18 protein-coding genes are annotated in these 20,484 nt (G+C 56.4%); 11 read left to right on the top strand and 7 right to left on the bottom strand.

The annotated features are described in order from the left end of the window. Positions 1-232 precede the first annotated feature (232 nt). Together ACYASS_RS22240 and pcp are read left to right on the top strand one after the other, a co-directional pair. Complete coding sequence (locus tag ACYASS_RS22240; RefSeq protein ID WP_463587838.1) at positions 233-2,602, top strand: TonB-dependent siderophore receptor; 2,370 nt, start codon at positions 233-235, stop codon at positions 2,600-2,602. A gap of 175 nt (positions 2,603-2,777) precedes the next feature. After that, positions 2,778-3,431 (top strand): pyroglutamyl-peptidase I, encoded by a 654-nt coding sequence (pcp, locus tag ACYASS_RS22235; protein WP_463587705.1) that lies wholly within the window; start codon positions 2,778-2,780, stop codon positions 3,429-3,431. A gap of 55 nt (positions 3,432-3,486) precedes the next feature. Here the strand turns inward: pcp and ACYASS_RS22230 are convergent, their stop codons facing one another. From ACYASS_RS22230 to pmrG, 4 genes are read right to left on the bottom strand one after another with little or no spacing between them, the layout of a single operon-like run. Beyond that, a complete protein-coding gene (locus ACYASS_RS22230) occupies positions 3,487-3,852 on the bottom strand; it encodes a hypothetical protein (RefSeq protein ID WP_243246041.1) in 366 nt (121 codons plus the stop codon). A gap of 11 nt (positions 3,853-3,863) precedes the next feature. Continuing rightward, the gene (locus ACYASS_RS22225; RefSeq protein ID WP_463587704.1) at positions 3,864-4,613 is read right to left on the bottom strand and encodes a phosphatase PAP2 family protein; all 750 of its coding nucleotides are present in this window, start codon (positions 4,611-4,613) and stop codon (positions 3,864-3,866) included. Between the two features lie 12 nt (positions 4,614-4,625). Then, on the bottom strand, positions 4,626-5,495 hold the full coding sequence (locus ACYASS_RS22220; RefSeq protein WP_463587703.1) for a phosphatase PAP2 family protein: 870 nt from the start codon (positions 5,493-5,495) through the stop codon (positions 4,626-4,628). Continuing rightward, a complete protein-coding gene (gene pmrG / locus ACYASS_RS22215) occupies positions 5,495-6,181 on the bottom strand; it encodes a lipopolysaccharide core heptose(II)-phosphate phosphatase PmrG (RefSeq protein WP_463587702.1) in 687 nt (228 codons plus the stop codon). Before pmrG ends, ACYASS_RS22220 begins: the two co-directional genes overlap by 1 nt. Positions 6,182-6,511: 330 nt before the next feature. On the opposite strand from pmrG, the gene ACYASS_RS22210 reads away from it, so the two are divergent. The 4 genes from ACYASS_RS22210 to ACYASS_RS22195 all read left to right on the top strand — a co-directional run bounded on the left by ACYASS_RS22210 (position 6,512) and on the right by ACYASS_RS22195 (position 10,470). After that, a complete protein-coding gene (locus ACYASS_RS22210) occupies positions 6,512-8,152 on the top strand; it encodes a phosphoethanolamine transferase (RefSeq protein ID WP_463587701.1) in 1,641 nt (546 codons plus the stop codon). 62 nt (positions 8,153-8,214) lie between these two features. Then, positions 8,215-8,889 carry a response regulator transcription factor gene (locus ACYASS_RS22205; protein WP_463587700.1) on the top strand — a complete coding sequence of 225 codons (675 nt, stop codon included), beginning with the start codon at positions 8,215-8,217 and terminating at the stop codon, positions 8,887-8,889. 142 nt (positions 8,890-9,031) lie between these two features. Next, the gene (locus ACYASS_RS22200) at positions 9,032-9,676 is read left to right on the top strand and encodes an ABC transporter ATP-binding protein (protein ID WP_463587837.1); all 645 of its coding nucleotides are present in this window, start codon (positions 9,032-9,034) and stop codon (positions 9,674-9,676) included. After that, positions 9,676-10,470: an ABC transporter permease gene (locus ACYASS_RS22195; protein WP_463587699.1), complete on the top strand. Its 795-nt coding sequence runs from the start codon at positions 9,676-9,678 to the stop codon at positions 10,468-10,470. The genes ACYASS_RS22200 and ACYASS_RS22195 overlap by 1 nt, the downstream gene beginning before the upstream one ends. Before the next feature lie 172 nt (positions 10,471-10,642). Here ACYASS_RS22195 and ACYASS_RS22190 read toward each other — a convergent pair whose 3' ends face one another. Next, positions 10,643-11,524, bottom strand: a complete 882-nt coding sequence (locus ACYASS_RS22190; protein WP_463587698.1) for a LysR family transcriptional regulator — start codon at positions 11,522-11,524, stop codon at positions 10,643-10,645. A 119-nt stretch (positions 11,525-11,643) separates the two neighbouring features. Here ACYASS_RS22190 and ACYASS_RS22185 point away from each other — a divergent pair, with 119 nt between their 5' ends. Both ACYASS_RS22185 and ACYASS_RS22180 read left to right on the top strand, forming a co-directional pair. Next, positions 11,644-12,492 (top strand): SDR family oxidoreductase, encoded by an 849-nt coding sequence (locus tag ACYASS_RS22185; protein ID WP_463587697.1) that lies wholly within the window; start codon positions 11,644-11,646, stop codon positions 12,490-12,492. 192 nt (positions 12,493-12,684) lie between these two features. Then, entirely contained in the window at positions 12,685-13,308 is a 624-nt protein-coding gene (locus ACYASS_RS22180) for a hypothetical protein (protein ID WP_463587696.1), read from the top strand. Between the two features lie 156 nt (positions 13,309-13,464). On the opposite strand, the gene ACYASS_RS22175 is transcribed toward ACYASS_RS22180, so the two are convergent. Further along, positions 13,465-14,061 carry a TetR/AcrR family transcriptional regulator gene (locus ACYASS_RS22175; RefSeq protein ID WP_463587695.1) on the bottom strand — a complete coding sequence of 199 codons (597 nt, stop codon included), beginning with the start codon at positions 14,059-14,061 and terminating at the stop codon, positions 13,465-13,467. Positions 14,062-14,273: 212 nt separating this feature from the next. On the opposite strand from ACYASS_RS22175, the gene ACYASS_RS22170 reads away from it, so the two are divergent. Beyond that, positions 14,274-14,951, top strand: coding sequence for a type 1 glutamine amidotransferase domain-containing protein (locus tag ACYASS_RS22170; RefSeq protein ID WP_463587694.1), 678 nt, complete (start codon positions 14,274-14,276; stop codon positions 14,949-14,951). A gap of 149 nt (positions 14,952-15,100) precedes the next feature. After that, positions 15,101-16,225 (top strand): alkene reductase, encoded by a 1,125-nt coding sequence (locus ACYASS_RS22165; RefSeq protein ID WP_463587836.1) that lies wholly within the window; start codon positions 15,101-15,103, stop codon positions 16,223-16,225. A gap of 131 nt (positions 16,226-16,356) precedes the next feature. Here ACYASS_RS22165 and ydiJ read toward each other — a convergent pair whose 3' ends face one another. Then, entirely contained in the window at positions 16,357-19,395 is a 3,039-nt protein-coding gene (gene ydiJ / locus ACYASS_RS22160) for a D-2-hydroxyglutarate dehydrogenase YdiJ (protein ID WP_463587693.1), read from the bottom strand. Between the two features lie 158 nt (positions 19,396-19,553). Between ydiJ and ACYASS_RS22155 the strand changes: the two genes are divergently transcribed. Continuing rightward, entirely contained in the window at positions 19,554-20,453 is a 900-nt protein-coding gene (locus tag ACYASS_RS22155; protein ID WP_463587692.1) for a LysR substrate-binding domain-containing protein, read from the top strand. Positions 20,454-20,484: the final 31 nt, after the last annotated feature.

Genomic DNA, 20,484 nt, shown 5'->3' with positions numbered 1-20,484 from the left:
GAGACACTGCCGGACGACATTGAAAAAACTCTGCCAAGGGGGTTGTTGATTCCTGTTCTCGTTCGACTTTGTAGATAGAGGCGCAACAGACGCCGCAATCACGCAACAGGACGAAAAAGGAACCCGCATGTCTCCGCGCACGCCAACCACTGGAAAACTTCACATCAATACCTCGTCAATCCAGACACCCCCCAGGGCATTGGCGCGGGCGGTTCACTTTGCAGTGTTCAGCATGATGCTGGGGGCAACGTCGACTGCCGTGATGGTCGCACCTCCCGCATGGGCTCAGACCAGCACCGAAACCGAATTCAATATCCCCGCGGGCTCGGTCAGTTCGGCACTGGAACAGTTTGCCGCAACCGCGGGCGTAACCGTTTCCTTCGAACCCGGCGCGGCACGGGGTAAAACCACGCAAGGCTTGCAGGGTCGCTACAGCACCGATGCCGGCCTGCGGCAGTTGCTGGTCGGGAGCAAGTTGCAGGCATTGCCTCACGCCAATGGTAGCTATTCGCTGGTGCCCGTGATCGGCGATGCCTCAACGGTACAACTCGACTCGACCAACATTTCCGGCAAGGCTGGCGAATCAGCGGCCGGCCCTATGGACAGCTACGTGGCTACCCGCACCGCTGCGGGGACCAAAACCGATACGCCGATCATCGAAGTACCGCAGTCCATTTCGGTGGTCACCCGCAAGCAGATGCAGGACCAGGGCGCGCAGACGGTAACCGAAGCACTGCGCTATGTACCCGGCGTAAAAGTCGAAGGTTACGGCCTGGACCCCAAAGGTTTTGACTGGCTGTTCATTCGCGGCTTCAACGGCCAGTCCACCAGCGACTACCTCAATGGCTTGCGCCAGCAGAACAACAGCTACGCGTTTTTCCGCAGCGACCCTTACGGTTATGACCGTATCGATGTCGTCAAAGGCCCCTCCTCGACCCTGTTCGGTCAGGGCGACGCGGGCGGCATCATCAACCGCGTCAGCAAAAAGCCTGAAGCCAATCACGTCAACGAAGTGCAGTTGGCTGCTGGCAGCAATGACCGCCGTCAGGGCCAGTTTGATCTGGGCGGTGCACTGGATGACGAGCAACACCTGCTCTATCGGGTGGTCGGTTCGGTGCGTGATGCCAACACCCAAGTGGATTACGCCGATGGTCACGAGCTGAAAGATGACCATCTGTATATCGCGCCGTCCTTCACCTGGGCGCCGAATGAAGACACCAGCCTGACGCTGCTCAGCGACTTCATGCAGGACCGCAACGGCGGTTCGCTGTTCGCGTACAGCACTCCGAGCGGTCACACCACCAACACGCTGATGGGCGATCACAGCTTCAACCACTTGAATCAGGATCAATACAGCTTCGGCTACGAATTCCGCCATCGCCTCGACGACACCTGGGAATTTCGCCAGAACGCACGCTACGGTCAGGTGGACGTGATCTTCCAGAACCTGCTGCCCTTCAGCGTCGACACCACCACCGGTGAGACGGTTCGCGGTGCAGATCGCTTCGATCAGCACATGAACACTTTCGCCCTGGACAACCAGTTGCAGGCGGACTTCGACACCGGGTCGCTGAGCCACAAGCTGTTGATGGGCGTCGATTACACCTGGCAGGAAGCCGACATTACGCGGTGGCGTATTCAGGGGCCGAACCTGAACATCTACAACCCGGTTTATGGCCAGCCCGTTACCCGGCCAACGCAAGCCAACAGCGGCAATTCGATCGATTACGACCAGAACATCGAACAGATCGGTGCTTACGTTCAGGATCAGATCAAGTTCGATGATCACTGGATTCTCACTGCTGGCGGTCGCTATGACTACGTGCGTAACGATCTGGACAACCATGCCAATATCAACGGCTCATCCAACCAGAAGGACAACGCGTTCACTGGTCGCCTCGGTCTGACCTATGTCACGGAGTTCGGCCTCGCACCGTACGTCAGCTACGCCGAATCGTTCGCACCCAATACCGGGCTGGACAGCAGCAACAGAGGCTTCGATTCCAGCGAGGCGCACCAGTGGGAAGTCGGGGTGAAATATCAGCCAAGCGACGCCATCCTGATGACCCTGGCGGCCTACGACCTGACCAAGACCAACGTGCTGACCGCCGAACTGGTCAACGGCGCCACCACCGGTTTTTCGGTCGCGACCGGTGAGCAACAGTCGCGGGGTATCGAAGCGGAAATCAAAGCAAAACTGGATCAGAATTGGGACCTGATCGCGGCGTACACCTACACCAACGCCGAGATTACCAAGAGCAATAGAGGCGACGAAGGCAATCGTCCGGCCAACGTGCCGAAACACATGATGTCGACCTGGCTGAGTTATACCTTCCGCGACAACCTGCTCAATGGCCTGATGCTGGGCGGCGGTGCCCGTTATACAGGCGTGCTGTATGGCGACAACGCCAACACGTACCACATCGACAACTACACCTTGTTTGACGCGGGAGCGAGCTACCCGATCAACAAAAACATCACCGTCTCCCTGAACGCGCAAAATCTGCTCGACGAAAAATACGTAGCCACCTGTGACGACTCTTATGAGTGTTACCCCGGCCTTCGTCGCACCCTTCTGACCAGCGTGAAATATTCCTGGTAACACCTGAAGGTACGCCTCCTGCAACGGGAGGCGATTGCCCCGTAACGTGCTGTCTGGAGCCGGACGCCAGGCAGCCCTGCGGCACAATACTGTTCCGTCCAACGGCCACGTGTTGCGCCGTACATTCTGGTGATAGAGTCACACTTTTCCCGACCTGCCCGATAAAGGAATGCACGTGAGCAAAACTGTTCTGTTGACCGGCTTTGAACCCTTCGACGGTGAGGCAATCAACCCGGCCTGGGAAGCGGTTAAAGCACTGGATGGCGTCGAAGTTGTGCCCGGCTATCACATCGTCAGTCGGCAATTACCCTGCGTTTTCAACCTGTCACTGAAGGCGCTGGAGCAGACGCTGCAGGCGCTACGCCCAGCATTGGTGATTGCCGTAGGCCAGGCCGGTGGTCGCCTGGACATCTCGCTCGAACGCGTAGCAATCAACCTCGATGACGCGAGAATCCCGGACAATGCCGGTCAGCAACCGATCGATAGCGCAGTGATCGAACACGGGCCAGCCGCGTACTTCTCCACCCTGCCGCTCAAAGCGATGTTGCTGGCGTTGCGCGAGAACGGCGTACCGGCCAGTGTCTCGCAGACCGCGGGAACGTTTGTCTGCAATCACGTGTTTTATGGCCTGATGCATCTCTTGCGCGACTATTCGTCAATGGTCCGTGCCGGTTTCGTGCACATCCCTTATCTGCCGCAACAAGCTGCGCGTTTTCCCGGAACGCCGAGCATGAGCGCTGAACAGGTCACTGCTGCCTTGAGGCAAATGGTGGTCACAGCGCTGGACGTGAAGGAAGACGTGGCGGTCAGCGCGGGCGCTTTGCACTGATTTTTGATCAGGGGTGAACGGCAGAGCTGCGAAGGCACTGCCCAAGCCTCTATCGTCAATGCCTGATTGCCTTGCTCCACGCCTGATCCTTGCTGTGCTGCCAGTCCCGATCGGCCTGGCTGTCGATGCCCACATGACGCTGAAAATCGCTGGTCGTGCTGGCCTGGCACTGGCGAAAACCATCATCCCAGCCTGTGGCGTATTTACGATCATCCAGGTAAGCAGGCACGTTCTTGCGAAACTCACCCAGTGCTCCGGCCGCTTGCCTGCCGCTGCCGCAGCCATCTTCAAAGCCGCTGGCATACGGCGCTGGATAGCCCTGAGCGAGTAGCCGTTCCCGGGTACTTTCACAGCCTGTCAGCACCGTGACAGATAGCAACACCGCCAATGCAGCAATGCCACGTTTACCCAGGATTTGCATGCACATGATATTCAGCCCTTCCCGCCTGCCACTTCTGCAGTGCCAGAGTCGAGTGATGCCTGTGCCTGCGGACGATAGAGAATCCAGCGGTAGCAGAGCACACAGATCACCCAGTCAAAAAGCAGGGTCCAGATGTTATGGGAAAGGAAATGGGCGCCCTGCAACATCCGGCCCACAGACAAAATCACCCCTAACCCGAGCGCGAACCCAAGGGCGATGCGCGCGCCGCGCTGATGGCGGTCACGCAAGGCAAAGAACAACGCCAGCAACGAAAACCCGGTAGACGCATGACCGCCCGGCCAGCAGCGGCCCGGTTTGAGGGTGTCCGGTCGCTGACTGAGCAATGGCGTGTAAGTCTCCGTGCCACCGAAATCGCTCAGGCTCCACGGGCACTGCACGGCCGTCACCACCTTCAGCGGCGTTACAATTGACGTGGTCAACGCGATGGCCAGCACCGTGTAGCCCAGCGGCCGACGCCATTGCGTGAGCTTCGACGAAAACCAGCTGCCCAGATAGGCAATCGTTAATAGAACGAACAGGAGAATCACCGCCTGCTTGACACGGTCGTGCAGGATGTCCTCCAGCCAGTAACTTTTACGCCCGATAAAGCCCTCTCCCGGCACGTAAAACATCTGAGCGATGGAAAAATCCAGCGCGGTCGGGTCAAGCAGCAACATCAACCCCATCAAAACGATGGGGATACCTAACGCGAGTCGAAAATCAAAAGGTCGCGATGCGCGAATTGGTAGTGCAATAGCCATGGACAGGTTCCGTTATTGGATGACAGAGGCAGTGCTTGTTACGTGTTGAGGCGTCGGGTTGATTAACGCTGGTTCAAATCGAGGCTCTGCTTTGACGCGGATCGGCTGTTGCAAGGCCGAGCGACCATAGAAAAACAGCGCCACAAGGAAAGTGCTCAGCCAGACAAAAATGCCCGCCCAGAAGGTATGTGACAGGTAGTGCCATCCCTGCAAAACCCGCGTTGTGCCATAGACGAGGCCCAGTAAAACCACACCCGCCAATAAAAGCCTGGAGTGCTGCCAGCGATAACGTCGCGCGACGAAATACAACGCGAACAGGCTAAACGCGCTGGAGGCGTGACCACCTGGCCAGCAGCGCCCGGCGCCCGCCTCGCGCCAAAACGTGAAGTGCTCGAACCATTCTTTATGCAACTCCTTCCCGCCGTACAGCGTGGTTTCCACCGGGCAATAAATACTGGTGTGGCTTTTCAGGTAATGAATCAGCCCGGTGCTCAGTGCAAATGCGACGATGACGAAAAAGAAATCCAGACGGTGGCGCTGCAGGAACTTCAGCGGGCTTACGACTCGCGAGCGGGTGATAAATCGGCCGGGCTGCGTGTGACGATAGCGCTCAACACAAGGCCAGACGAACGACAGCAATGCACCGATGATCGCCAGCTCACCCGTCCAGTCCGGAATTATTCGCGCCCACTTGTGAGTGATCTTTTCAAAGAGATGACTTTCACCGATAGGGAACGCGCCCACGACAGGGTCGAAGAACAGGTTGCTGAACAGCCGGTCGAGATCCGTCAGATCAAAAGCCAGAAAGGTGAGCAACGCCAACAACACGGGCAAGCCCAGATAGCGGGAATAGAAACCGGAACGGGCACTTGAGGCCTTCATCAATTCACCTGCCCAATCGTCATGTTTTTCCACTGCGCTGCGTCCATTGAACCGATGATGCTCGGCGCATGTTTACCGTCTACGTTCACGAACACAGCCTGGGCGTATTCACTGGAACGATCCCCGGCGCGTACACCCATCTTGCGTTCGAACTGATCAATGCAACCGCTATGGGTGATGAGCACCAGATTCTGTGCAGACTTTTTGTGGGCAAGAACCGAGTCTCTGAAACCACTATTACAATCGCTGACCCAGCTCTGGGTTGGCACGACTCGGCCCAGAATAAGGTCAGCGGTCTGACGAGTGCGAGTCAGCGGACTGGCAATGGCCTGGGCGTTTTCAAGGCCCATCTGCTGCATACCGACACCCACCGCCTGCGCCGAATGACTGCCGTTGACCGTGATGCCATCCGCGCTGCCCAGACACGGGTTGCCAGAGCGATCACAGCGTTCTGCGTGTCGGACCATGACCACAACATCGCCTCGGGTCCAGCGCTCATACAAGTTAGAGTTATTAAAGTTGTTATGGATACTTAAGTCGACAACCGGTGTCATTCTGTAAAACCAGATAATTAATACCACGGCCAAAATAGCCACCGCCATGGCCATTACTGAACGGCCGCTGAACATTGAAGCGAAAGAGGCTTTACCGGAAAGAACCTGCTCATTGATCAAGGTAGTGCTCACGCCACCGCTCCTGCAAAAAATACCACCCTGACAAACGTCAGGCGCTGTGTTCTGAAGTTCGCCGTACTGTGGGCAGCAGCCTAAAGTGAGCCACGTGGGAGAGCGGTGAAAACAATGTGAAAAATAAGTCGTAAAAGATGCACTGAAATACGGTTATTCAGCCACCGTTCAGTTGCTAACAATTAGCATTAACTTCTACCAACACCCCTACTTTTTATTGGCATGTTTTTCACAAAAATTTGATCATTCGCTGCCTAAAGTCTGCGCCATTGGAGACGTCATGCTCAGCCACACCCGAGCGCCCTCCCTAATTGAGTGAAGCGGAATCACATGTTTAAAATTAAACCCATACGCCCCGAGGTGGCGACACTGCTCGCCAGCGCCTTCTTGTTGCTCGGATTCAACAGCAGGCTGTGGCAGCACCTTTTAAGTATCACCGACCACAACGCAATGCTGCGCCTGGCGTTCGGTATTATGTTGTTTGGTGTTTTCAACATCACGCTCACGTTACTGGCCTTTCGTAAAATATTTAAACCGGTGCTGATCGCCTTATTCATGATCAGTGCAGGCGTCGCTTACTTTATGAGCCGCTATGGGGTACTGATCGACGCTGGCATGTTACGAAACTTCGCTGAGACCAACGCGACTGAAGTGTGGGATTTACTTTCACTTAAACTATTTGTTTACATTTTGCTGCTTGGCCTGTTGCCGTCGTTCCTGTTGTGGAAGACACCCATTAACTATCGCCCGTTGCCCCGCGAGCTCATCAGCAAGACACTGGTCAGTATCGGCTGTGCTGCGGCTATTGGCGGCGTCGCATTACTCAACTATCAAGGCTTGTCATCACTGTTTCGCAACCACCACGAGTTACGCTTGATGGTCGTGCCCAGCAACTACATTGGTGCCTCAATCGGCTACCTGCATGAGCAAATCGTTACGGCGCAAAAACCCTTCTTGAAAATCGGCGAAGACGCCTCTCGGGACAGCGCCTGGGCACAGCGACCGCGCAAATCGTTAACCGTATTGGTCGTCGGTGAAAGTGCACGCGCCGAGAACTTCGGGATTCTCGGATACAACCGGGATACAACGCCGCAGCTACGAGCCGAGCAAGGGTTGATTGCCTTTACTGACGTACATTCCTGCGGTACTGAGACAGCGGTGTCGGTGCCGTGCATGTTTTCCAACATGGGCCGTAAAAACTACGACGCTTCCACGGCCAAAACAGAGGAAGGTCTGCTGGATGTACTCAAGCGTGCCGGAGTAGACGTGATCTGGCGTGATAATCAGTCTGGCTGCAAAGGTACCTGTGACCGCGTTACGCTGCAGGATGTCAGCAACCTGAAAGACCCTGGCCTGTGTGCCAACAGTGAGTGCAGGGATGAAATCCTGCTGCAGGGGCTGCAGAACTTCATTGAGCATCTGGACAAGGATACCGTGCTGGTACTGCATCAAATGGGCAGCCACGGCCCGGAGTACTTCAAACGCTATCCGAAGGAATTTGAGAAATTTACCCCCGTCTGCGAAAGCAACGCGCTGGACAAGTGCAGCCGGGACAGCATCGTGAACGGCTATGACAATACCCTGCTCTACACCGATCATGTGTTAGCAAGCCTGATTGATATCCTGCGCCATAACCAGGCCAACGTAGACACCGCGATGATTTACCTTTCCGACCATGGTGAGTCGCTGGGCGAATACAACCTGTTCCTCCACGGCACGCCTTACATGCTTGCCCCGGACCAGCAAAAACACGTGCCCATGATGGTCTGGTTTTCGGATACCTATCAGCAGTCATTTGCCCTTGATACGGCGTGTTTGCAACAAACACGTAATGCGTCCCTCAGCCAAGACAACCTGTTCCATTCAATGCTCGGTTTGCTGAAGGTGCATACTCACGTCTACGACCCTTCGCTGGATATGTTTGCCGGGTGCAGCAACAACACTGCAGACGGCGTATTGGCCAACAAATAACAGACGTCATGCCGGGGATAAAAAGCGACAGTCCCGGCAGACCACAGAATAATGTGAGCCTGATGCGCATACTTGTTATCGAAGACCATAAAGACATCCTCGCCAACGTCTCAGAGTACTTCACGCTCAAGGGCTGCGAAGTCGTCGGAGCGCTGGATGGCCTCACGGGGTTGCATCTGGCGACGACGGGGAATTTCGACGCGATCATCCTCGACCTGATGCTGCCCGGCATGGACGGTAATCTGCTCTGCAGAAAGCTGCGGGAGGATGCACGACAGAACGTTCCGGTACTCATGCTAACTGCCCGTGACCAACTGGAAGATCGTTTGACCGGGTTCCACGTGGGCGCCGACGATTACATCGTCAAACCTTTCGCCCTCTCGGAGTTATATGCCCGGGTTGAAGCGGTGACATGGCGCTCCACCGGCCTGAAAAAGAACGTGCTCAAGATCCATGACCTGACTTACGACCTGGATTCGCTGGAAGTCAGGCGAGGCGGCACATTGCTCAGACTTAACCCTACCAACAGGCTGCTGCTCGAATTACTGATGCGCAAAAGCCCAATGGTGGTGAAACGCAAAGAGTTCGAGCAGGCTATCTGGGGTAGCAATGCACCGGATTCCGACAGCCTGCGGACCAGCCTGTACACACTGCGCAAAACCATCGACAAACCGTTCGATACGCCGTTACTGCACACCGTTCATGGCATGGGCTACAAGCTGCAAGGACCGCGTTAAGTAACCGGGCTTCTTGTATTTACCCTGATGGCGCGAGCAAACTTCACCGTTAACCTTGCGCTTTTGGAGTCTGTACTTGTCGTCACCCACCCCGCCGAGCATTCAAGACTCCAAACTGGTCGAAGCCCGCGCGCTCAGTCGCATGGATCAGAGCAACGCTGTTCAACTGCTGCACCCGGTGAATTTCACCTTGAGCGGCGGCGACAGAGTGGCGATAACTGGCTCGTCCGGGTCTGGAAAAAGTGTTTTTTTGCGCACGTTGGCGCTGCTGGATGCGCCCGGTTCCGGTGAAGTGGTCTGGCGAAATCATCCTGTTGTGGCTGCGCAGATTCCTGCTTACCGCAGCCGGGTTTGCTACATTGCGCAACGTCCAGCACTGGTCGATGGCACGGTTGAGGACAACCTGCGTTTTCCCTACAGCCTGAATATCTTCAAACAGCAGACCTTTGATATTGAGAAAGCCAGAGCACTTCTGCGCCAGGCTGGCAAACCAGAAAGCTTTTTACTGAAGACCGCAGAGGATCTTTCGGGTGGAGAGGCCCAGGTCGTTTCGCTGATTCGCGCTATTCAGCTAGACCCGGAAGTCATGCTGCTGGACGAACCCACTGCCGCGCTGGACCCTCAATCATCCAGAGAAGTGGAGGCATTAGTCGATGTGTGGTTTGCAAATGACACCGCAGCCAAGCGTGCCTATATATGGGTCTCGCATGATCACGATCAGGCGCAACGGATGAGCAACATCCGACTTGAAATGCACGCAGGTGTGCTGACGGCCATGGATCACTGATGAATTATCAAAGCTTGTCGGCGGCGGATATCGCCATTGCAGCGTGTCTGATATTGATCAACGGCGCCTTGTCTCTGGGCTTGAAACTGGGGCTGGGCCGCCAGTTGATCTGGGCCTCGATACGGACCGTGGTTCAGTTACTTGCCATCGGCTACATCCTCGGCTGGGTGTTCGAATTTGCCTACTGGTATGTGGTGTTGCCGCTGATGTGCCTGATGACGCTCATCGCCGGTGTTTCTGCGGCCGGCCGTGGCAAACGCACCTACGCCGGGCGCCGGGCGGACAGCATTGTTTCGGTGTGGGGCAGCTCGTGGCTGGTGACCGCTATCGGCTTGCTGCTGGTCATCCAGATTCGCCCCTGGTACGAACCGCAATATGCGATTCCGATTCTGGGAATGATCCTGGGCAACACGCTGACTGGTGTATCACTGGGCATTGAACGCATGATGCAGGAACTCTCGTCAGGCCGAAGTACCGTGGAGATGATCCTCGCACTGGGCGGCTCGCGCTGGGAGGCCGCCCAAATGGCGGCGCGACAAGCCGTCAGAGCGGGCATGACCCCGACCCTGAATCAGATGAGTGTGGTGGGCATTGTCAGCTTGCCGGGCATGATGACCGGTCAGGTGCTGGCCGGACAATCACCCGCCGAAGCCGTGCGCTACCAGATTGTGATCATGTTTCTGATTGCCGCGTCTTCAGCGCTGGGAACGGTGTGTGCGGTATTGCTGACTTACCGCCGCCTGTTCTCCGCTGATCATCGTTTCATGATGCACAAGCTGACCACCAGGATCTGAACACGCCGCGATCGTGAAACGCATCGCACATCCGGATTCTGTAAGAGCCATCGGAGATTACGAAGGTCGCCAAGCGGTGTACCAGACAGAACGCTATCGCTGCCTCACATTGAACATGAGTGCCTGAAGCGGCCGCACTTGCTGCGTGACAGCGAGGTGTAAGAATCTGTCCTCAGCGCCTCAAGGCCTGAATGAACCCGATAAACGCCCGCAACGGAGCAGGCACATTGCGCCGCCCCGGGTAATAGAGCATCAACCCTGGCTCGTCCGGGCACCAGTCGCTCAACAACACCTGCAGTTTCCCGTCAGCAAGACTTTGCGCCACAGCGTGTTCCAGAACAAACGCTACCCCCAGACCACTTTCGGCAGCCTCTATCATCAGGGCCATCCGGTTGACAGTCAGCGAGCCCGGCACATCGAGCTCTATTTCCTCTCCTTGACGCGCAAACTCCCAGGCGTAGCGCTCACCTCTGGGCATTCTGACCCGGATACATTTATGCGCCATCAGGTCTGCCGGATGAGCAGGACGGCCGTATTGCTGAAGATAGTCTGGAGAAGCCACGGGAACGAAACGTGCCTTGCCACCAAACGGCACTCCGATCATATCGGCCGGAACACTCGCGCCCAGTCGAATACCTGCGTCACAGCCATCAGCGACGATGTCCACCGGCCGCTCCTCGTGACGTAGCTCAAGCTCGATGCCCGGATGGAGCCTCATGAAGTCCGGCACGACCTCTTTCAACAAATAACGTGCCGCGGCAAACGGGGTATTGATGCGCAGCTCACCGCTGATGCGGCCCTCATGCTGTTGATTGATTTCGTCGAGGGCGACGCTCAGGTCGCCGAGTACTGGACGAATACGACACAGGAAAGCCGCACCCTCCACTGTCAGCGCAACGCTGCGCGTGGTGCGATGAAACAGGCGCAGCTTGAGCGTGTGCTCAAGCTCGGTAATCGCATGACTGAGGCTTGACGGCGCCATCTCAAGCGAATGAGCTGCGCGGCGGAAGCTGCCGGTATCAGCGACGGCTAACGCCATACGCAGGCTTTTCAAATTGAGCTCGTTGATTAGTGGCAATTTTCGATCAGCCTGTTCGTCATTGATGGTCTATTCAGAACAGCATGACAGTCCCATTCTTGGTTTGAAATACACACATAAATGAGGACATCAACATGAGCACTTCATGGTTTATCACTGGAGCAAACTCCGGCTTCGGCAGACTGATGACCGAAACGCTGCTTAAACGCGGTGACCGGGTTGCTGCAACCTACCGCAGCGCCGGGGCACTCGACGACCTGACAAAAAATTATCCGGCGGCACTCATCCCCATTCAACTGGACCTCACTGATAGCAAACGCATCGCCCCGGCTGTTGCTGAAGCATTTCAGGCACTGGGGCATATCGACATCGTTATCAGCAATGCCGGTTACGGAACATTTGGTGCAGCAGAAGAGCTTTCATCGGATCAGATCAGGCGCCAGATCGAGACCAATCTGCTCGGCTCGATTTTTTTCATCCAGGCGCTGTTACCTCACCTGCGCAAGCAACGGAAAGGCCGGGTTCTGCAGGTCAGTTCTGAAGGTGGCAGGATCAGTTATCCGGGCTTTAGTCTGTACCACGCCAGCAAATGGGGTCAGGAGGGGTTTATCGAAGCAGTGGCTCAGGAAGTCGCACCCTTTGGCATCCAGATGTGCCTTTTGGAGCCCGGACCGACGGGTACGAACTTCCTGGCAGGCATCGACAGTGCGCAACCGTCAGCGGCTTATGAAAACAGCCCGGTGGGCGACCTGCGCAAACGCCTCGAAAGTGGCGATTTCAGTCCGTCCATGGGCGATGCGAGCAAGATTGCCAACGAGATGATCGCGATAGCACAGGCTGACAAGGTGCCGCTCCGGGTGCCGCTGGGCAGTATCGCCTGGAACAATATCACTGCGAAATTAACCGAGCGCCAAGCGTTGGTGAGCACTCAGAAAGACCAGGCTTATCGTTGTGATGTCGACGCGAAACAAGGATCCCGATAACTCGATAAAGCGTTACGCGCCCGGCAGATAATCATGAGTATGAATTTCATCAATTCCGACAATCAACGGAAGCATTTGAAATTATTAATGAAATAGCGTCCCCTTGCGAGCCGTGACACATCGTGTTGCATCCGCAAGCCAGGAGCTTTTGTTTTGCCCCTCATGTTCAAAGATTTAAAAACCGCGTCACTCATGCTCCTGCTCAAGCTGGTACTGACGGGCGTTGTTTTCGGGATGATCTGGCTGGATATCGCCGTATTTGATACGCAATTGCTGGAAATTTCATTTACCGAAATCACTCAGGAACTGATGCTCTTCGCCTGCGCCCTGCTCTTCTGGTTTTCACCGGTCAATGAGGGTCAGAAAGGCTTCAAGACGTTGGTTGCAGGTTTCTTTGCCTGCCTGTTGATGAGGGAGCTCGACGGCCTTTTTGACCCGATCAGTCACAGCGCCTGGTGCTGGCCATTTCTGCTGATCGCCATTACGTCAGTGATGATTGCGTTCAACCCGGCAAACCGTGAGGACACCCTACGTGCCTTGGCAGCCTTCACCCGAACACCAGCGTTCGGGACCTTGTCGACCGGATTGTGCGTGTTGGTGTTTTCCCGGGTATTTGGCATGGGAGCACTCTGGCATCTGATTCTGGACGACGGTTATGCGCGTCTGGCCAAGACAGCTGTCGAAGAAGGGATTGAACTGATGACCTACGCCATGTGGTTGGTGGGCAGTCTGGATTACTGCCTGCAACAGAGAACTGTGGCTGCACATGTTCCCGGCACACTGGATGCGTCAAAGCTGCACACAAGCGCTATCTGATTACTCATCTAAATCGCAACCCTGATCCCTGTAGGAGCCATCGGAGGTTACGACGGTCGCGAAGCGGTATGTCAGTCACACCGCTATCGCAGCCTCGCGAAGCTCGTTAGCTCCTACAAAACCGTAGTCGCATAAATCGAATCTTGTCCCAACCAATCAAACGCTGTCTGAGACACCCAACAGCTGTCTGGTCGTGCTCATAGACGTCTGCAATGGCTGCCCATCGCGTTGCAGCTTATTCAGCAGGCTCGCACCCAGCCACATCTGGTACAGCGTTTCGGCCAGCTGTCGCGCGTCGTTGCCAGGCAAGCAACCGTCGGCCTGGCCCTGCTTGATGCAGGCGGTGATGCGCGACACGATTTGCTCTGCACCGTCACGTAATGTGATGCGCATCGACTCGGACAAGTCAGCCACTTCGGCGCTCAGCTTGACCACCAGGCACTCATTGCCACTGAACGGCTCGACGCATCGCTGCTGCCATCCCAACCAATAATCCATCAGTCGCTCGCAAGGCGTTAACCTTGGCAGCGCAAGACGTCGATCCATGTCCGCCAGATAGCCCGCGAAGTAATCTTCGAGCAAGGCTTGTCCGTATTGCTCCTTGGATTTGAAGTAGTGGTAGAACGAGCCTTTGGGCACGCCAGCCACTTGCAGGAGCTCGCTGAGCCCCACACTGGTAAAGCCCTTGCCCGCCATCATGCGGTGGCCGGTGTCGAGCAAATGCTGGCGGGTATCGTCATAAGTTGGTTTCATGCGCGAAAAATAGCAAACATTAGACCAGTCGTCTAGTTTTGAACCAACCTTCCGTTTACGAGACAAACCTTCAGGGCAGCAATCTGAAAAAAAACTCTAGACGACTGGTCTATTTTCAATCTAAGCTCTGCTCCATCGGTCACCAGAAGCACTGGCGCCGTAGATGTCCACGCTGCTTCATTGACCAACCTTTCCTCTTCAAGGAGTGCTTTATGAAAATTCTTATGGTTCTGACCTCTCACGATCAACTGGGTAACACCGGCAAAAAAACCGGCTTCTGGCTCGAAGAGTTTGCCGCTCCCTATTTCGCTTTCAAGGATGCCGGTGCCGAGATCACCGTCGTCTCCCCGGCCGGCGGTCAGCCACCGCTCGATCCAAAAAGTGACGAGCCGGATGCGCAAACCGCTGAGACGGATCGTTTCCGCAAAGACCCTGAGGCGCAACGCGTCCTCGCCAACACCGGCCTGCTGTCGGGTGTCCGCGCTGAAGACTTCGATGCCGTCTTCTACCCAGGTGGCCACGGCCCATTGTGGGATCTGGCCGTAGACAAGGACTCTATTGCACTGATTGAAGCCTTTGACCGTAGCAACAAGCCTCACGGCTTCGTCTGCCACGCACCGGGTGTGCTGATTAATGTCAAAGGTGCAGACGGCAAGCCGTTGGTCAGCGGTCGTAAAGTCACCGGTTTCACTAACTCTGAAGAAGAAGCCGTTGGCCTGACCAAGGTGGTGCCGTTCCTGATCGAAGACGAGTTCCAGCGTCTGGGCGGCGACTATTCGAAGATTGGCGATTGGCAGGTTTATGTAGTTGAAGACGGGCAACTGGTGACTGGCCAGAACCCTGCCAGCTCCGCAGCAGTCGCTGCAGCGTTACTGAAAAAACTGGGCTGATTCTCGCGCTTCAAACGCCCTGTGACACGATTACCGTGGACGCCAAGCCGACCGGCAAAGCGTCCATTATTTTCAGATGAAAAATAGTCGACTGGTCTAATAAACCCTAGACACTCAATGTCGACCAAGGCCTATCAATGAACGACTCGATAACGAACAGCCCATTCTTTACCCCGACCAAACTGGGCAATCACACGCTCAAAAACCGCATCGTACTGCCGCCCCTCACCCGGCAACGCAGCACGCAGCCAGGCAACATCGCTAACGAACTCATGGCGCAGTATTACAGCCAGCGCGCAGGTGCCGGGTTTCTGGTTACCGAAGGCACGCAAATCGAACCGCGCGGTCAGGGCTACGCCTGGACACCGGGTATCTACACACCAGAACAAATCGCTGGCTGGCGCAAAGTTACTGAAGCGGTGCATGCAGAAGGCGGCGTTATCTTCGCCCAGCTGTGGCATGTCGGCCGGGTGTCCCATACCGCGCTGCAACCGAATGGCGCCGCGCCCGTATCGGCTTCTGCCGTTGCGGCAGACCAGGTAAGCGTGTTTATCGAAACCGCACCCGGTGCAGGCGAACTGGTTAAACCTTCCGTGCCGAGAGCGCTGACTACCGATGAAGTCCAGGAGCTTGTTCAGCTCTATATTCAAGCGGCACGCAATGCGATCGACGCCGGTTTCGATGGCATCGAGCTGCATTGCGCCAATGGTTATCTGGTTAACCAATTCATTTCAGCCCACAGCAATCACCGCAAAGATCAATACGGTGGCTCGCTGGATAACCGCCTGCGCTTCTTGCGTGAGATCGTCGCCGGTGTCGCCGAGTGCATCGGCAAAGAGAAAGTCGGTGTACGTTTCGCACCGCTGTTCACCAGCACTGATGAAGCCCGCACGTACCTGGGCCTGGTGGAGGAAGATCCGCACACCACGTATATCGAAGCCATCAAGGTTCTCGAGAATGCCGGTATTGCTTATCTGTCCATCGCCGAAGCGGATTGGGATAACGCCCCTGCGATGCCTGAAGCGTTTCGTCGTGACGTGAGAAGCACGTTCAGCGGGGCGATCATGTATGCCGGTCGCTATACCTCGCAAAGCGGCGCGGCACTGCTGGACTCAGGCCTGGCTGACCTCGTTGCGTTCGGCCGCCCGTTCATTGCCAACTCGGACCTGCCAGCCCGTATCGCCAATGACTGGCCGTTGAACCCGATCAATCCGGCGACGGTGTATGGCGGCACTGCCGAAGGCTATGTGAATTACCCGTTGTACGCGCAGTAGCCATTCAAGTACGAGGACGACGACCATCTGTAGGAGCCGAGCTTGCTCGCGAAGAACGGTGACGCGGTACATCTGATGTACCTCATCGACTGATTCGCGGGCAAGCACCGCTCCAACAGAACGTGGCCAAATCAGCCTGCGACTTCCCTCAAGCGCGCCAGCAAAACCTGCAGCGGGTGGAGCACCGTTGTCCCCTCCTGACGCTTGACCTGGCTGCGGCAGGAATAGCCATCGGCGACGACCCGCCCGGACGTGTTGAATTTCTGGATGAGCAGCTTCCACGACTGCCCGTAGATGATGTCCGACGTCGCAGCGTTTCGCGTTTCGTGCCCGTAAGTGCCTGACATTCCACAGCAGCCACTGGCCTGAACCTGCAATTTCAGCCCTGCCCGTTCGAAGATTTTCTGCCACAAACCGATGCTGCCGGGCTCGTTGGTCTTTTCCGTGCAGTGCGGCAGGAAGTGATAAGGCTCGGCTTCTTTCAGCACTTCGCCATCCGGCAGTGCATTGATCAGCCACTCCTGCGCCAGCATCACCGAAGGTGTCTTGTCGGCATCCAGAACCTTGGCGTACTCCTGCCGATAAACCAGGGTCATCGCCGGATCCAGTCCCACCAATGGAATCTGATACTGCTGCAGACTGAACAGTGACTGGCCGTTGAAGCTGGCAGCCTTTTCAAACGCTTTGAGGAAACCCTGCACCTGCAGCGGCTTGCCATTGGGCGCGTAAGGGGCCAGATAAACCTTGTAGCCAAGCCTTGAGATCAGCTCCACCCAATCAGCCAGCAACGGGGTTTCGAAGAACCGGGTGAATGCATCCTGAACGAGGATCACACTTTTTGCCCGTTGCGCGTCTGACAGCAGTGCGAGGCGCTGCGGTGTCGCTATCTCGACATTCCAGCGTCGGCAAACGGCGGCAAAGTCCACCAGGCTCAACAAAGGACTGTCGACCATCCCCGCCATGCGCTCCAGCCCCCAGCGAACCGGACGTGCGCCCATGACGAAGTTATAGAGGCGCGGCATCCTGGCAATATAAGGAACGGTGTATTCCAGCGAACCGATCAGGTAATCCTTGAGCGGACGCAGATAACGGCTGTGATAGAGCTCAAGAAAACGCGAGCGGAATTCCGGCACGTTTACTTTCACAGGACATTGCCCTGCACAGGACTTGCACGCCAGACAACCTGCCATCGCGTCGTAGACCTCGTGGGAAAAATCGTCCTGCCCCAACTTCTGCCTGACGGTATTCACCGCTCGCCGGGCGATATTCTGCGTCGCCCCGGAGGCGGCATTCAAAACATCAACACCCTGCGCCCCTTGCAGTCGCAGCCACTCACGGATCAGCGAGGCCCGCCCCTTGGGAGAATGAACACGATTGCGCGTAGCCTTCCACGAAGGACACATGGCGTCATCAGGGTCGAAGTTGTAGCAGGCGCCATTGCCGTTGCAGTGAAGCGCCGCGTCATAGCTGCGCCACACGCGCTCATCAATGGTGCGATCCAGTTCGCCACGCAAACGAACCTCGTCGACCCGGGTCAGTTGAGCGCTCGGCACAGTCCCCGGTGTTGCGATCTTGCCCGGGTTGAGCTGGTTGTGCGGGTCAAACGCCGCCTTGAGTGCCTGCAAAGCAGGATAAAGCTCACCGAAGTAGTCCGGCACGTACTGGGAGCGTAAGCCCTTGCCATGTTCGCCCCACAACAGACCGCCGTGCTTTTGCGTCAGGGCCGCAACGGCGTCGGAAATCGGCCGGATCAAGGCCGCCTGATGCGGATCTTTCATGTCCAGAATCGGCCGAACATGCAACACGCCAGCATCGACATGACCAAACATGCCGTACTGCAGGCTGTAGCTGTCCAGCAGCGCCCGGAACTCCTGAATGAAGTCAGCGAGGTTTTCAGGGGGAACAGCGGTGTCCTCCACAAACGGCTGCGGCCTGGCTTCGCCTTTGACGTTGCCGAGCAAGCCCACTGCGCGTTTGCGCATGGCATAGATACGTTTGAGCGCGTCGGCGCCTACCGCAAGGGTGTGCCCCAGTCGCACAACAGACGTGTCGCGCTGCAGGTGCAAGACGAATTCATGGACTTTTTGCTGAACGACTTCTTCATCATCGCCGCTGAACTCAATGATATTGATGCCCAATGTCGGCGTGTCGGGGTTTTCCGGGAAGTACTCTGCGACGCCGTGCCAGACGATGTCTTTCATCGCCAGCATCAGGACTTTCGAATCGACGGTTTCGATGGAAAGAGGCTTCAATTCCATCAACGCTTTTGCGTCGCGCAACGCATCCATGAACCCCGCGTAACGCACGTTCACCAGAATCGAATACTTGGGAATCGGCAAGACATTCAATTTGGCTTCAACGATGAAGCCGAGTGAGCCTTCGGAACCGCACAGAACGCTGTTCAGGTTAAAACGACCGTCCGGCTCGCGCAGGTGCGCCAGGTCGTATCCGGTCAGGCAGCGATTGAGCTTGGGAAATGTGCTTTCGATCAGTTCAGCCTGCGTATCAACAATGCCCAGCGCACACCGATACACCTCACCTGAACGATCACTGCGATTCACGAGTACCGCAAGTTTATCGGCATCAATCGGCATGCTGTCCAGGCGGTCACCACCTAGCAGCACCGTGGAAAGCTCAAGCACATGGTCTCGGGTTTTACCGTAAGTGCAGCTGCCCTGCCCGCTTGCATCGGTGTTGATCATGCCGCCAATCGTCGCGCGGTTTGACGTCGAAAGCTCGGGCGCGAAGAACAACCCGTGAGGCTTGAGCGCGGCGTTGAGTTGATCCTTGACCACACCACTTTGCACCCTGACCCAACGCTCCTCGACATTGATCTCAAGGATGTTGTTCAGATGGCGGGACAGATCAACGACCACCCCGTCAGTCAACGACTGACCATTGGTGCCCGTGCCACCACCACGGGGAGTGAGGACGACCTTGCTGTGCCGAGGATCAGCGACCAGCCGGGAAACAACCGCTACGTCCTGTTCATCCAGAGGGAACACTGCCGCCTGGGGCAGACGCTGGTAAATCGAGTTATCCGTTGCCAATACCGTCCGGGCGCCATAATCACGGACTATTTCGCCACGAAAACCCGCAGCCTGGAGCGCGTCGAGAAATGCTTCGTACGTGGTGTTCTGGACATCAGGCAGCGGCAACCGGGCAATCATGTGGAATTCCTACAGGCTAAAAAGCTAATCTATGCATTCACGTTGGGCATGCTCGGCTTATCGCACGCAGAGCATCAGACTCTATTTTTTGTTAATTTTTGCGCCTCTCAGGCTTGGTCACAAGCGTAATTCCTGCTGGGTTTGCATGAGCGTTATGAATGAACCCTAGAAGACTGACCCCATCAATGTCGCTGTTGATCGCTTTTGAGGCCGCCGCCCGGCATGGCAGTTTCACCAAGGCAGCCGAGGAACTGACGCTGACCCAAAGCGCTGTCAGTCGCCAGGTGCAGACGCTGGAGGCTCAACTTGAAGTCGAACTGTTCCGACGTGACGGGCGCAAGATCGAACTGACCGCCGCAGGTGCGCTGTACCAGCATGAGCTGGCGGCAGCGCTGGGGCGCATTCGCAGCGCAACCTTGCAGACCATTTCGTACAAGAATGATGGCGGGCCATTGAATCTGGCAGTCCTGCCAACCTTGGGTTCGAAGTGGCTGCTACCGCGCATGCATGAGTTCTATGCAAAACACCCCGGGATACTGGTGCACATCCACTCACGGATTATTCAAGCGGAAACCCAGCCCACCACTCACGACATGGACGCCATCATCTGCGTCGGCTCAGGCGAATGGCCAGGCTACATCTCGCATAAGTTGCTCAGCGAAAAACTCGTCGTCGTTGCCAGCCCCACTGCCCTGCCTGAGTGCCGCTCCATGTCACCGGCTAACGTGGCCGAGCATGCGCTGTTGAACGTGGTATCAAGGCCAAACGCCTGGTCGGACTGGTTCGACAGCCATGATGTCGACCACCGAAACATGAGATCCGGCCCGAGCTTTGAGCTCACGGCACATCTTATTCAGGCAGTTTCGGCAGGCATCGGGATAGGACTGGTCCCTGAAATACTCGTGCAGGACGAGCTCAAAAGCGGCGAACTCGTTGCACGGTTTGACTCGATGGACAGCGGACGCAGCTACTACCTTGTCTACGCGACCCGCTACCAGCATCTGCCTTCGCTGAACACCTTCAGCCACTGGCTACTGTCGCTGCCGTTTCCTGACTAATGGCGTCGGCAGAGTACGCCCGACGCAGGGC

The sequence above is a fragment of the Pseudomonas sp. HP_14 genome (assembly GCF_055283875.1).
Note: the sequence above shows the minus strand (reverse complement) of the source record. Positions and strands in the feature narration are given on the sequence as shown.